General features: G+C 65.9%; 12 protein-coding genes. 10 read left to right on the plus strand and 2 right to left on the minus strand.

The annotated features are described in order from the left end of the window. Positions 1-37 precede the first annotated feature (37 nt). Positions 38-1,411 (plus strand): aspartate aminotransferase family protein, encoded by a 1,374-nt coding sequence (locus A8950_RS14275; RefSeq protein ID WP_133614348.1) that lies wholly within the window; start codon positions 38-40, stop codon positions 1,409-1,411. 46 nt (positions 1,412-1,457) lie between these two features. On the opposite strand, the gene A8950_RS14280 is transcribed toward A8950_RS14275, so the two are convergent. After that, positions 1,458-2,096, minus strand: coding sequence for a helix-turn-helix transcriptional regulator (locus A8950_RS14280; RefSeq protein ID WP_133614349.1), 639 nt, complete (start codon positions 2,094-2,096; stop codon positions 1,458-1,460). Positions 2,097-2,219: 123 nt separating this feature from the next. Here A8950_RS14280 and A8950_RS14285 point away from each other — a divergent pair, with 123 nt between their 5' ends. The 9 genes from A8950_RS14285 to topA all read left to right on the plus strand — a co-directional run bounded on the left by A8950_RS14285 (position 2,220) and on the right by topA (position 13,274). Further along, on the plus strand, positions 2,220-3,659 hold the full coding sequence (locus tag A8950_RS14285) for an MFS transporter (protein WP_166645187.1): 1,440 nt from the start codon (positions 2,220-2,222) through the stop codon (positions 3,657-3,659). A 131-nt stretch (positions 3,660-3,790) separates the two neighbouring features. After that, complete coding sequence (locus A8950_RS14290) at positions 3,791-4,339, plus strand: flavin reductase family protein (RefSeq protein WP_133614351.1); 549 nt, start codon at positions 3,791-3,793, stop codon at positions 4,337-4,339. A gap of 79 nt (positions 4,340-4,418) precedes the next feature. Next, the gene (ruvX, locus tag A8950_RS14295; RefSeq protein WP_243735656.1) at positions 4,419-4,826 is read left to right on the plus strand and encodes a Holliday junction resolvase RuvX; all 408 of its coding nucleotides are present in this window, start codon (positions 4,419-4,421) and stop codon (positions 4,824-4,826) included. Between the two features lie 68 nt (positions 4,827-4,894). Further along, entirely contained in the window at positions 4,895-6,112 is a 1,218-nt protein-coding gene (locus A8950_RS14300; RefSeq protein WP_133614352.1) for a CaiB/BaiF CoA transferase family protein, read from the plus strand. Between the two features lie 184 nt (positions 6,113-6,296). Further along, the gene (locus A8950_RS14305) at positions 6,297-7,259 is read left to right on the plus strand and encodes an aspartate carbamoyltransferase catalytic subunit (RefSeq protein ID WP_133614353.1); all 963 of its coding nucleotides are present in this window, start codon (positions 6,297-6,299) and stop codon (positions 7,257-7,259) included. Beyond that, positions 7,259-8,605, plus strand: coding sequence for a dihydroorotase (pyrC, locus tag A8950_RS14310; protein ID WP_133614354.1), 1,347 nt, complete (start codon positions 7,259-7,261; stop codon positions 8,603-8,605). The genes A8950_RS14305 and pyrC overlap by 1 nt, the downstream gene beginning before the upstream one ends. A 5-nt stretch (positions 8,606-8,610) precedes the next feature. Next, positions 8,611-9,228: a glycerol-3-phosphate 1-O-acyltransferase PlsY gene (gene plsY / locus A8950_RS14315; RefSeq protein WP_133614406.1), complete on the plus strand. Its 618-nt coding sequence runs from the start codon at positions 8,611-8,613 to the stop codon at positions 9,226-9,228. A 97-nt stretch (positions 9,229-9,325) separates the two neighbouring features. Further along, a complete protein-coding gene (gene dprA, locus A8950_RS14320; protein ID WP_133614355.1) occupies positions 9,326-10,471 on the plus strand; it encodes a DNA-processing protein DprA in 1,146 nt (381 codons plus the stop codon). A gap of 64 nt (positions 10,472-10,535) precedes the next feature. Continuing rightward, a complete protein-coding gene (gene topA, locus A8950_RS14325) occupies positions 10,536-13,274 on the plus strand; it encodes a type I DNA topoisomerase (RefSeq protein ID WP_133614356.1) in 2,739 nt (912 codons plus the stop codon). Positions 13,275-13,429: 155 nt separating this feature from the next. Here the strand turns inward: topA and A8950_RS14330 are convergent, their stop codons facing one another. After that, positions 13,430-14,374, minus strand: a complete 945-nt coding sequence (locus tag A8950_RS14330; protein WP_133614357.1) for a ketopantoate reductase family protein — start codon at positions 14,372-14,374, stop codon at positions 13,430-13,432. Position 14,375: the final 1 nt, after the last annotated feature.

The raw sequence follows: 14,375 nt of genomic DNA on the forward strand, positions 1-14,375 counted from the left end.
CCGATCGATCACTCGTTTTCACCGGAAGGAATTCACCATGACCACCCAGACCAAACGCAACAGCACCGCCGAATGGCAGGCCCAGGACCGCCAGCACCTGCATCCCTTCACCGACCACGCCGAGTTGGGTCGCGTCGGCGCCAAGGTGATCACCCGGGCGGAAGGCACCTATCTCTACGATTCCGACGGCAACAAGATACTCGACGCCTTCGCCGGCCTGTGGTGCGTCAATATCGGCTATGGCCGCAAGTCGATTGCCGAAGTGGCGCGCGAGCAGCTCCTCGAGCTGCCCTACTACAACACGTTCTTCAAGACCACGCATCCGCCGGTGGCGGAACTCTCCAAACTGCTGGTCGAGATGACGCCGAAGCAGTTCAACCACGTCTTCTACGGCCTCTCCGGCTCGGATGCGAACGACACCATCGTGCGCATGGTGCGCACCTACTGGAACCTGAAGAAGCAGCCGAAGAAGAAGACCATCATCAGCCGCTGGAACGGCTATCACGGCTCGACCATGGTCGCAGCCAGCCTCGGCGGCATGAACTATATGCACGAACTGGCCGATTTGCCGCTGCCGGGCCACAGCCATATCCGCCAGCCCTACTGGTATGGCGAGGGCAAGGATATGAGCCCGGAAGATTTCGGCAAGGCCGCGGCCAAGGCGCTCGAGGACCGCATCCTTGAACTGGGTGCCGAGAATGTCGCCGCCTTCATCGGCGAGCCGATCCAGGGCGCCGGCGGCGTCATCATCCCGCCCGCGACCTACTGGCCGGAGATCCAGAAGATCTGCCGGAAATACGACCTGCTGCTGATCGCCGACGAGGTGATCTGCGGCTTCGGCCGCACCGGCTACATGTTCGCCTCGGAATACTACAACATCGAGGCCGATTTCATGACGCTGGCCAAGGGCCTTACCTCCGGCTACATGCCCTTGTCCGCCATCATGGTGGCCGACCGCGTCGCCGAGGTGCTCAACTCGTTCGGCGATTTCAACCACGGCTTCACCTATTCCGGCCACCCGGTCTCCTGCGCCGTGGCGATCGAGAACATCCGCATCATCCGCGAGGAGAAGCTGGTCGAGAACGTGCGCGACGTGACTGGCCCCTATCTCGCCCAGCGCCTCGCCGAGTTGCAGGACCACCCGCTGGTGGGCGAAGTGCGCTCGCTGGGCCTGATGGCCGCGATCGAGCTGGTCCAGGACAAGAAGACCCACAAGACCTTCGAGCCGCTGGGGAAGACCGGCACGATCTGCCGCGACCACTGCGTCAAGAACAACCTCATCATGCGCGCCACCCGCGACACCATGCTGCTCTCGCCGCCGCTGACCTGGACCAGGGATCACGTCGACGAATGCATCAAGCTGTTCCGCGCAGCACTCGATTCGACCGCCAAGGATCTCGGCGTGAAGTAAGGGAAGCCCCCTCACCTTCTCCCCGCGCGGGAGAGGGTGAGGGGGACTAATTCGCGTTCGCGCGCTCCTCGACCAGATAGGCACAGCACCGGTCGCCACCCAGCATGTGCTGGGTGCGCGTGACCGTGACATCCTCGCCCAGCACCTGCTGGAAAAGGTGCAACTCGGCGCCGCACAGGCCGGTACAGGCCCTCGCCGCCTGGGCGATCGGGCAGTGATGCTCGGTCATCAGCCAGCCGCCATCATCACCGGCGCGGCACTCCGCCATATAGCCGTCGATGCGCCGGAGATCGGTCAGGCGCTGCACCCGCTCGGCCACATTTCGTGCACCGCTGAGACTTTCGCGATAGCGCCGCACTTGCTGCGCCTCCCGCGCCGCCAGGATGGCATCAAGGCCGGCTTCGCCATGGGCGACGACAATGGCGTTGAGCAGTTCCGACGCCAGATCGCGATGGCGGTCATCGAAATGCGCCTCGCCCTGCGCGCTCAGCGACCACAGGCGCTGCGGCCGGCCGATGCCCTGGCGCCGGTCCTCGAAGGTGACGAGGCCCGCGGCGCAGAGGCGGTTGAGATGTTGCCGGGCCCCCACCGCCGTCATTTCGAGGCGCTGGCCGACCCGGGCCGCGGTCAGCGGCCCCTCGGCTTTCAGCACGTGCAACACCCGGGTCGGTCCGAAATCGTTCATGGCCCCACTATGCTGGATCGAATTTTAGTAAGCATTTACTTTTTTTATTATCGGCCCTAGCTTCCCGTCAAGCCAGTCGCCACAAGACAATTGCGCAAGCCAATGCGCGAATCAGGGGCCAGCATGTCGACCGAAAAAACTGGGGAAACGACCACCGCAGAAGCGACCCGGCCGTTGCCCCGCCTGCTCACCCGCGCCAATTTTGCCCCCCTGGCCCTGGTCAATCTCGGCGTCGGACTGCATGCCGTCATCTGGTATCTGGCCTCGACCGCCATGCCGACCGCGATCGGCGATGTCGGCGGGGCCGAGTATCTCAGCTGGACCGGCAGCCTCTATCTCGTGACCACCATCCTGGGCGGCGCCGTGACGGCGATCCTCAAGGGCCGCTATGGCGCCCGCGACGCCATGCTCGGCGCCGGCATTGTGGTGGTCATCGGCGGCGCGGTGCAGGCCGTGGCACCGGGCATCGCCCTCATCCTGGTGGGCCGCGCGATACAGGGCCTCGGCGAGGGCGTCCTCATCGCCCTTTCCTATGTGCTGACGCGGGAATTGTTCGACAACCGGCTGGTACCGCGCGTCTTCGGCACGCTGGCGGCAACCTGGGGCGGGGCAGTCTTTCTCGGCCCCCTCATCGGCGGAGTCCTGACCGAGTTGTTCTCCTGGCGCATCGCCTTTGTCGGTTCGGCGCTGCTGCCGCTGCCGATGATGGCGCTGGCCTGGGCGATCCTGCGCGAGCGACCGCAGCGCAGCTTCCACGGCCGCCCGCCCTTGCTCAGGGTCGGGCTGCTGGCGGCGGGCGTCATCGCCATCGCCGCCGCCGACCGGCTGGGCAGTGCCGTGGCGGGCGTTCTGGCGGTCGCTGCCGGTATCCTGGCGGTGGCGTTTGCGCTCAAACTCGACCGCCGGTCGGCGACGCACCTCATCACCACCGTGTTCCCGGGTCTGCGCCACCGCGTCTCCTGGGGCCTCTGGATCCTCACCCTGATGCCGCTCGCCGAAGCCGGCGTCTTCGTCTACACGCCCTATATCCTGCAGCTTGAACGCGGCCTCACCCCCACCTGGGCCGGATATTTCGGCGCCATTCATGCGGTCACCTGGTCGCTCGCGGCCGTCGCCGTCGCCCAGGCCCGCGATACCTGGCATGGCCGCTTCATCCTGGCGGGCCCGGCCCTGCTGGCACTTGGCCTTGCCATCGTCGCGGTGACCATGGCGAGCCAGCCGCTGATCCTGGTCGGGATCGGCCTCGCCCTCATTGGTATCGGCTTCGGCATATCGCATTCCTTCATCAACCAGCGCCTGATGGCGGCAGCACCCGATGGCCAGGGCGACGCCACCGCGACCGCCATTCCGACCCTGGAATGCCTCGGTGCCGCCATTGGCGCCGCCCTCGCCGGGCTCGCCGGCAATGCCGCCGGGCTCGCCGGGCCGCTCGATACGGGGGTTGTGGCCGAGGGATCGCTGCTGGTATTCGGGGGTGGTGCGCTGTTCTCGCTCCTGGCGGTGCTGATGGCGATCGGCTTTCTCCGCTCGCGGCAGCCGGCGGAGGCGGCCGTCCTCGCTTGAGGGCCAGCGAATTGCATAGAGTTTGACGAACCAGATGCCCGCAGAATTCGACTTTCTAAATGGCTCCCGCTGCGACAGACTGTCCCGCATGATGTTTTTGCGAGGGAATCGCCTTGGAAGGGACCGCCTTGATGACTGATGCCGCAGCCGAAAACACCGGGCTGGGCCAGCGGTTGAACGAGGCCCTCCCCGTCAGCCCCGAAGCCTTCGTCAGCGCGATGCGGGTCCAGGCAACTGCCGTCAATGTGGTGACCTCGGACGGGCCGGCCGGCCGCGTCGGCGTGACGGTGAGCGCCATGTCCTCGGTCTCGGCGGAGCCGCCGCTCATCCTCGCCTGCGTCAACCGCCGCAGCCCCTGTGTCGCCACCATCCGGCGCAACGGCGTCTTCTGCATCAACGCCTTGTCGGTGGAGCAGAGCCATCTCGCCGACACCTTTGCCGGTCGCCCCAGCAACGGCGTTCCCTTCGATTTCGAGGCCGCGGGCTGGACCAGCCTGGAAACCGGTGCGCCGGTGCTGGTCGATGCGGTCGCCAATCTCGATTGCACCATCCACGAAATCGTCGAGGCGGGCTCCCACACCATCTTCATCGGCCTCGTGCTGGCGGCGCAGCATCGCAACGTGAAGCCGCTGATCTATTGCGACCGCAGCTACGGCGCCCCCGGCCCGCTCGGCGAATGACCGGCGCGTGAGTGACCGGCGCGTGATCGTCACCACCCCCACCGAACTGCGGGCGCGGCTGCAACAGGGCCAGCGCCTGATGGGCCTCGATCTCGGCGAGAAGACCATCGGCGTCGCGGTGGGCGATCCCGGCCACCACATCGCAACGCCGGTCACCACGATCCGGCGCCGGAAATTCGCCGAGGATGCGCGCGACCTGCTGAAACTGGTCGACGACCGCCAGGTGGGCGGGCTCGTCATCGGCCTGCCGCTCAACATGGACGGCAGCGAGGGACCGCGCTGCCAGTCGGTGCGGCAGTTCGCCAACAATATCGCCAAGATCCGCGACCTGCCCGTCCTCTTCTGGGACGAGCGCCTCTCGACCGTCGCCGTCACCCGGGACATGCTGGCGGCCGATCTCAGCCGCGCCAAGCGCGCGCGCGTGGTCGACCAATCCGCCGCCGCCTTCATTCTCCAGGGCGCCCTCGACCGGCTGCAGCGCGCCTAGAAATCCAACTTGCTTTTGCCCGCCCCAGCCTCGACATTGACCTCAAACTCGCATTCTCGAGGCACATCATGTCAGGACCGCTCGCGGGCATCCGCGTCTTCGATCTCAGCCGCATCCTTGCCGGCCCCACCGCGACGCAGATCCTGGGCGACCTTGGCGCCGATATCATCAAGATCGAGCGGCCGGGGGCCGGCGACGATACCCGCAAATGGGGCCCGCCCTTCGTCAAGGACGCCGCCGGCCATGATACCAGCGAAAGCGGCTATTACCTTTCGATCAACCGCAACAAGCGCTCGGTGACGCTCGACGTCGGCAAGCCCGAGGGGCAGGAGATCGCCAAGCGCCTGATCGCCCGCTGCGACATCTTCGTCGAGAATTTCAAGGTCGGCGACATGGCGCGCTACGGCCTCGCCTATGACCAGATCAAATACGACTATCCGCGCCTGATCTACTGTTCGATCACCGGATTCGGCCAGACCGGCCCCTATGCCAAACTGGCTGGCTACGACTTCCTCGCCCAGGGCATGGGCGGCATCATGAGCGTCACCGGCGATCCCGACGGCCAGCCGACCAAGGTCGGCGTCGCCATCACCGATATCGTCTGCGGCATCTATTCCACGGTGGCGATCCTTGCTGCCCTGCATCATCGCCAGGTCTCGGGCCGCGGCCAGTTCTGCGACATGAGCCTCTTGGATTCCCAGGTCGGCTATCTTGCCAATATCGGCCTTCACTACCTCACTTCGGGCGAGGTGCCGAAGCGCCTCGGCAACGAGCATCCCAACATCGTCCCCTATTCCGTGGTGCGCTGTGCCGATGGCTTCTTCATCCTCGCCGTCGGCAATGACAGCCAGTTCGAGAAATTCTGCGACTTCGCCGGCGTCCCTCAATGGGCCAAGGACGAGCGCTTTTCGACCAACCCGGCGCGCGTGCGCAACCGGCGCCTCATCTACCAGATGATCAATGAACTCACCGAGAAGCAGCCGCAGAAATACTGGATCGACGGGCTGGGGGCGCTGGGCGTCCCCGTGGGGCCGGTCAACAATATCGACCAGGTGTTCAATGATCCCCAGGTGCTGGCCCGCGAGATGAAGATCTCGATGCCGCATCCGGCCGCCGGCTCCGGCCATGTCGACCTCATCGGCAGCCCGGTCAAGCTCTCCGAAACCCCGGTCGACTACCGCCTCGCCCCGCCCACCTGCGGCCAGCACACGGACGAGGTGCTGCGCGAGCTTCTCTCCATGCCCGACGACGAGATCCGGACATTGCGGGAGAAGAAGATCATCTAGGCGTCCCTACGCCATTGTCATGGCCCGCTTCAGGCGGGCCATCCACAGGTTTCCCGAAACATGGCTGAACGCGTGGATCCCTCGCCTTCGCAGGGGATGACGCAGGGAAACGATGTCGACCGGTGTAGCTCCGCACCCAGAATCATTGACGGGCGCCGCCGGGGCCCTATGATGCGCGCTCGATATGAGCGCCGAACCCCGCACGCCGACCGCCTTCTTCCCCCACAAGCATTTGCTGGGAATCGAGGGGCTTTCCCCCGCGGAAATCGAACGGTTGCTGGACCTCGCCAATCATTACGCCGATCTGCCGAAGGACGACACCACCGCCCGCGCCCTGTTGCGCGGCCGCACGGTGATGAACGTCTTCTTCGAGGCCTCGACCCGCACCCAGACCAGTTTCGAACTGGCGGCCAAGCGCCTCGGCGCCGATGTCACCAACATGTCGGTCAGCACCTCCTCGATCAAGAAGGGCGAGACGCTGCTCGATACCGCCATGACGCTCAACGCCATGCGCCCCGACGTGATGGTCGTGCGGCACGGCGATTCCGGTGCCGTCAATCTGCTGTCGCAAAAGGTGGACGGCGCCGTCATCAATGCCGGCGACGGCCGCCACGAGCATCCGACCCAGGCGCTGCTCGACGCCCTCACCATCCGCCGTCGCCTGGGTCGCCTGCAGGGCCTGCTGGTCGCCATCTGCGGCGACATCCTGCACAGCCGGGTGGCGCGCTCCAACATCCACCTCCTCACCAAGATGGGGGTGCGCGTGCGCGTGATCGCCCCCACCACGCTGCTCTCCTCCGGCATCGAGCGCATGGGGGTCGAGGTCTTCACCGATATGAGGAAGGGCCTCAAGGATGTCGACATCGTCATGATGCTGCGCCTGCAACTGGAGCGCATGCAGGGCGCCTACGTGCCGTCGATCCGCGAATACTTCCATTTCTTCGGCCTCGATTACGACAAGCTCTCGCTGGCCAAGCCCAATGCGCTCATCATGCATCCGGGTCCGATGAATCGCGGCGTCGAGATCGATTCCGAGGTGGCCGACGACATCAACCGCTCGGTCATCCGCGAGCAGGTCGAGATGGGTGTCGCCGTGCGCATGGCCTGCCTCGACGCGCTGACCCGCAATTTGCGCGGAGGCAATTGATGAGCGCCGCGCCGAAAACACCGAAAAAGCCCGCCCGGCCGCTGGTTCTGCTGAACGCGCGGATCGTCGACCCGGCCGGCAACCACGACGAACGCGGCGGCATCCTGGTGCTGGACGAGAAGATTGCCGCCATCGGCCCCGAGGTCACGCGCGACAATGCGCCCACCGAGGCCGAGGTGATCGATTGCGGCGGGAATGTGCTCGCACCCGGCCTCGTCGACATGCGCGTACAATTGCGCGAGCCCGGCGACGAGCATCAGGAGACCATCGATACCGGCAGCCTGGCGGCCTCCGCCGGCGGCGTCACCTCCATGGTCTGCCTGCCCAATACCAATCCCATCATCGACGACGTGGCCGGGGTCGAATACATCGCAAGGCGCGCGCGCGAGACCAAGCGCGCCAAGATCTATTGCTACGGCGCCCTCACCCAGGGGCTCGAGGGCAAGGATCTGGTCGAAATGGGCCTGCTGGCCGAGTGCGGCGCGCTCGGCTTTACCGATGCTCTCCAGGCCGTCGCCGACGTAATGGTCATGCGTCGCGCCCTCACCTATGCGCGCAACTTCGATCTTCTCATCGTGCAGCATCCGGAGGAGCCGCGCCTGGCCGCCGGCGGCGCCATGAATAATGGCGAACTGGCAACCAGGCTGGGCCTTCCCGGCATTCCCGCCTGCGCCGAGGTGATGATGATCGAACGCGACCTGCATCTGGTGCGCATGTCGGGGGCGCGCTATCACGTCGCCCATGTCTCCACCGCCGCCGCGGTGGAGGCGATCCGGCGCGCCAAGCAGGAGGGGCTGCGCGTCACCTGCGACACCGCCCCGCCCTATTTCTCGCTGAACGAGAACGAGATCGGCGACTACCGCACCTTCGCCAGATTGTCGCCGCCGCTGCGTGGCGAGAGCGACCGGCGGGCCATCGCCGCCGCCATCGCCGAAGGCGTCATCGACTGCATCGCCAGCGACCACGCGCCCCACGATGTCGAGAGCAAGCGCGTGCCCTTCGTCCAGGCCGCCGCCGGCATCGTCGGGCTGGAGACACTGCTTCCCGTCAGCCTCGAGCTCTATCACAAGGGTTCGGTCTCGCTGCTGCATCTGCTGAAATGCCTGACCAGCCGGCCGGCGGAGATCCTTGGCCTGCCCCAGGGCCGCATCGCCAAGGGCGCGCCCGCCGACCTGGTGCTGATCGACCTCGACCGCCCGCACCGCGTCGATGTGGCGGGATTCAGGAGCAAGTCGAAGAACTCGCCCTATGACGGCCGGCCGGTGCAGGGCATGGTGCTTCGCACCTTCGTCGACGGCCGCCAGGTGTTCGGTCAACAGGTCTTCGCCCAGCAGGGACGCAACTGATGGAGATGTTCGGCCTCGCCGGCATTCCCGCGTGGCAGATCGCCGTTGCCGCGCTTTTCGGTTATCTCCTCGGCTCGATTCCCTTCGGCTTGGTGCTGACCCGCGCCTTCGGCCTCGGCGACATCCGCAAGATCGGCTCCGGCAATATCGGCGCCACCAATGTGCTGCGCACCGGCAACAAGCCGGTTGCGCTGGCGACACTGCTGCTCGACAGCGGCAAGGGGGCGGCCGCTGCCCTCATCGCCGCGCAATGGTCGCCGAGCCTGGGCGTCATCGCCGGTGCCGCCGCGCTGCTCGGCCACCTCTATCCTGTCTGGCTCGGCTTCAAGGGCGGCAAGGGTGTGGCCACGACGCTGGGCACGCTGCTCGCGGTCAACTGGATGGTGGGTGTTGGTGCCTGCCTCACCTGGCTGGTCGTCGCCCTTCTCTTCCGCATCTCCTCGCTCTCGGCGCTGGTCGCCGTGGCGCTTTCGATCCTTTACGCCTGGTATCTCGGCACGCCGGCGGAAATGGCCTTCACCCTCCTCGCCACCGCCCTCGTCTGGCTGCGCCACCACGAGAATATCCGTCGCCTGCTCAAGGGCGAGGAACCCCGGATCGGCAAGAAGAAGAAGAGCGCCTGACGACGCGTCGTATTGCCGGCATTGATTGTCGCAATGCAACGACGCCAATCCCCGTTCACGATTGATTCCGATTTGGCAGCCCCCTAGGCTGGCCGCCATGTCCGCCCCGCCCCGTCCGCTCACCGACCAGGAACGCCTCGACTGGCTGCGCCTTGCGCGCAGTGAGAATGTCGGTCCCAGCACCTTCCGCCGCCTGCTCGAGCGCTTCGGCAGGGCAGGCAAGGCATTGGAGCGCCTGCCGGATCTTGCCCGCCGCGGCGGGCGCAAGCTGATCTACCGCCCCTACCCGGCCGAGGCCGCGCTGGCCGAGTTGGAGCGCCTGGCCTCGCTCGGTGCCCGGGCACTCGCCTGGTGCGAGCCGGATTATCCACCGGCCCTGCGCGCGACCGATGGCGCCCCGCCCGTCGTCACGGTGAAGGGACGGAGCGACCTCCTCGCCGAACCGGTCAGAATTGCCATCGTCGGTGCCCGCAATGCCTCGGCCAATGGCCGCCGCATCGCGCAGGACATGGCCCGCGACCTCGCCACGGCAGGCGCCGTGGTGGTCTCCGGCATGGCGCGCGGCATCGACACGGCGGCGCATCAGGGCGCTTTCCAGGCGAAAGGCGGCGGCACCATTGCCGTGGTTGCTGGCGGCATCGACGTGCTCTACCCGCCGGAAAATGCCGCCCTGTTCGAGCGCCTCGGCCAGGAGGGGCTGATCGTCGCCGAGATGCCGCCGGGAACCGAGCCCATGGCCCGCTATTTCCCACGCCGCAACCGGATCATCGCCGGCCTCTCCGGCGCCGTGGTGGTGGTTGAGGCGGCGCTGAAATCCGGCTCCCTCATCACCGCCCGCTTCGCCAACGAGCAGGGGCGCGAGATCCTGGCCGTACCCGGCTCGCCGCTCGATCCGCGCTGCCGCGGTTCCAACCATCTCATCCGCCAGGGGGCACTGCTGGTCGAAGATGCCGCACAGGTGCTGGAGGCCCTGAGTGGGATCAAATTCTTAGAAACACCCTTGCCACCCGACCTTCAAAATGACGCTCAACATCCTGATTCAGAAATAGAAATATCGGCCGGGCAGACGCGCGACATGATCCTGTCTCTGCTGGGCCCCAGCCCGGTTGAGGTTGACGAATTGCTCCGTCAGTGTCATTGCTCCGCTCCCGTTATGGGTATGGTGCTGCTGGAATTGGATCTGGCGGGCCGCCTGGAACGCCACCCCGGCAACCGGATTTCCCTGTTGGCGCCGGCGTCCTGAAGGGTCATCGTTCCGGCTCTGTACCCGCGCATGTTGATTGATTAATTATCCCGAAAGCGGGTCCATGAAGGTCGTTGTCGTCGAATCCCCCGCCAAGGCCAAGACCATCAACAAGTATCTGGGTAGCGACTATCACGTGCTGGCCTCCTTCGGCCATGTACGCGATCTGCCCGCCAAGGACGGCTCGGTCCGTCCGGACGAAGACTTCGCCATGACCTGGGACGCTGAGGGGCGCGGCGCCAAGCAGATCCGGGAAATCGCAGCCGCCGCCGCCAAGGCCGACATGCTGCTGCTGGCGACCGACCCCGATCGCGAGGGCGAGGCAATCTCTTGGCATCTGGAACAGGAATTGAAGGCCAAGAAGAACCTGGCCAAGCTGCCCATGGCCCGGGTTGCCTTCAACGAGATCACCAAGCGCGCGGTGCTGGAAGCCATCGCCAATCCGCGCCAGATCGACCAGGAACTGGTCGATGCCTATCTCGCCCGCCGCGCCCTCGACTACCTCGTCGGCTTCACCCTGTCGCCGATCCTCTGGCGCAAGATGCCGGGCAGCCGCTCGGCCGGCCGCGTGCAATCGGTTGCCCTGCGCATCATTTGCGAGCGCGAGGCCGAGATCGAAGCCTTCCGGCCCCAGGAATACTGGACCATCGAGGCGGTCTTCACGGCGCCGGACGGCCAGGAATTCACTGCGCGCCTGACGCATCTCGACGGCAAGAAGCTCGACAAGTTCGACCTTAAGGACCAAGCCGCGGCCGAGGCCGCCGTTGCCAGGGTCAGCGCCGGCGCGCCCTTCAAGGTCAGCTCGGTCGAGCGCAAATCGGTACGGCGCAACCCGTTCCCGCCCTTCATCACCTCGACCCTGCAGCAGGAGGCCTCGCGCAAGCTGGGCTTCGGCGCCGCCCAGACCATGAAGGTCGCCCAGCGCCTCTATGAGGGCGTCGATCTCGATGGCGAGACGGTCGGCCTCATCACCTATATGCGTACCGATGGTGTCACCCTCAGCCAGGATGCCATTAATGCCGGCCGCAAGCTGATTTCCGAGCAATACGGCCAGAAATACCTGCCGGCCGCACCCCGTATATATAGGAGTGCCGCGAAGAACGCCCAGGAGGCCCACGAGGCCATCCGCCCGACCGACCTCTTCCGCCGGCCGGAACATGTCCGGCGCTATCTGCGCGACGACGAGTTCCGCCTCTACGACCTCATCTGGAAGCGCACCCTGGCCTCGCAGATGGAAAGCGCCGAACTAGACCAGGTCGCCATCGACACCGCCTCGGCCGACGGCCGTCAGGTGCTGCGCACCACCGGCTCCATCGTCACATTCGACGGCTTCCTGACACTCTATCAGGAGGACCGCGACGACCCGGTTGAGGATGACGATGCCGGCCGCCGCCTGCCGAAACTGAAGCAGGGCGATGGCGTCGCCGCCAAGGGCGTCAAGCCCGAACAGCATTTTACCCAGCCGCCGCCCCGCTATTCCGAGGCGTCGCTGATCAAGCGCCTCGAGGAACTCGGCATCGGCCGGCCGTCCACCTATACTTCGATCCTGCAGACGCTGGAGGACCGCGCCTATGTGCGGATCGACAAGAAGCGCCTGGTTCCGGAGGATCGCGGCCGACTGGTGACGGCCTTCCTAACCAATTTCTTCGACCGCTATGTCCAGTACGGCTTCACCGCCGATCTCGAGACCAAGCTCGACGACATTTCCGGCGGCCGTGCCCGCTGGAAGGATGTGCTGGCCGAATTCTGGAACGACTTCGCCCATCTCCACCAGTCGGGAGACACGCCGGGCGGCAAGCTGCCCTCGATGCAGGAGGCGGTGGCCTTCCTCGACAAGGGCATCGGCACGCGTTCGGTGGTGATCGACGCGCTCAACGAGGCGCTGGCGCCGCATTTCTTCCCGGATCTCGGCAACGGCAAGGCGCCCCGCGCCTGCCCCGCCTGCTCCGGCGGCGAGCTTGGCATCAAGCTGGCGAAGAACGGCGCCTTCATCGGCTGCTCGAACTATCCCGAATGCCGCTATACCAAGCCCCTGGCTGTGCAGACCGAGGAAGAGATCGCCGCCGGTTCGGCCGGCCCGGCCGAGCTCGGCCAGGATGACCAGGGCCGCGCCATCACGCTGCGCAAGGGACCCTATGGCTTCTACGTGCAATTGGGCGAGGACGAGAATGGCGTCAAGCCGAAGCGCGTCTCGCTGCCCCGCGGCATGCAGCCCAACGACGTGACGCTGGAGATCGCGCAGAAGCTGTTGAGCCTGCCGCGCACCATTGGCATGCATCCCGAGACGACCAAGCCGATCCTAGCCGGCATCGGCCGCTTCGGTCCCTATCTCAACCATGACGGCAAGTTCAAATCGATCCCGAAGGACGATGACGTGCTGACCATCGGCATGAACCGTGCCGTGGAATTGCTGGCGCAGGAAAGCAAGGGCCGCGGCCGCGGCCAGGCCGCCCCCGGCAAGGAAATCGGCAAGCATCCGGAAACCGGCGAGACGGTGACGCTGCACGACGGCAAGTATGGCCATTACGTGAAGATGGGTGCGGTCAATGCGACCCTGCCCAAATCCGTGGAAGCCGGTGCGATCACGCTTCCCGAGGCCCTCGCCCTGATCGCCGAACGCATCGCCAAGGGCGGCGGCAAGGGCAGGAAGGCGGCACCCAAATCTGCCGCCAAGAAAACGGCCGCCAAGAAAGTTGCCGCCAAGAAGACCGCGCCCAAGGAAACCGCGCCGAAGGTCGCCGCCCCCAAGGCTGCCAAAAAGGCCGCGAAGAAAGCGGCCTCCAAGGCAAAGAAAAAGGCCTGAGCCGTTTCCATCGTCATCCCCCGCTTTAGGCGGGGGATCCACGAGTTGCCTTTTCAGTTGCCGCCAAGCTCGTGGATGGCCCGCCTTCGCGGGCCATGACAATCAGTATGGCTGGCGATAAGGCTGGTCGTGTTCGCGGTCGAACTTGAAATACCCTAGCTCAACCCACCCCTGACCCGCCGCGCCTCATAGGTCTGCAGCGCGCAATAGGCGATGCGCAGCAGGCTGGCATCGTGGCCGAAATCATGGGCGCGGCGATACATGTCGCCGATGATGTGGTCGGCCTCGGCCGGATTGCCGCGCTCGATGTCGCGCAGCATCGAGGCCATGAAGGTGGAGCCGGGCGACAGCAGCAGCTGGCGGACCGAAGCCAGATAATCGGCGCGCGGCGGATAGCCGCTCTCGGTGGCGACGGCGATGGCCTCGTGCAGCATTTCCTCGATCAGTTCGTGCCCCTCGCGCGCGGCCAGCACGTCGCCGACCGCACCGCGCATCAGCGTGGTGATGCCGGCCAGCGTGCCAATCATCACCCATTTGTCCCACAATGCCTGGTCGACCGGGTCCTGCAGGACCGAGGTGAAGCTGGCCTTGGCGCCGAGCTCGGCCAGCGTGCTCAGCACCTGCTGGCGGCGCACATCGGCCGGAAAATCCTCGAACGGCCCGAACACCATGCGCGCGAACTTGCTCTTGTGCAGGACGTCGCCCTCCGGCGAGAGCGTCGCCTCGATCTGGCACATGCCGCCGATCAGCGCGTCGGATCCGAAGCGGTTCCTGAGATCGTCATTGTGCCGCATGCCGTTGAGCAGCGGCAGCAGCACGGCCCCCTTCGCGACATGGGGTGCCACGGCTTCGATTGCCTGGCCTAGGTCATAGGCCTTGCACGCCACCACGACCAGGTCGAACGCCTCGCCACCGGCCTGCGCGATCGTCTTTGCCCGGATATTGGCGTCGCCCAGCGGGCTCTTGATGACCAGTCCGCGCGCGGCCAATTGCTGCGCCCTGCCGGCACGCACCTGGAAAGTGACATCGCCCCCCGCCTCGATCAGCCGCCCGCCGAAATACCCCCCGACGGCGCCCGCCCCCAGAAACAGAATCTTCATA

Origin of the sequence: Dongia mobilis, from assembly GCF_004363235.1 — a bacterium.
GTDB lineage: Bacteria > Pseudomonadota > Alphaproteobacteria > Dongiales > Dongiaceae > Dongia > Dongia mobilis.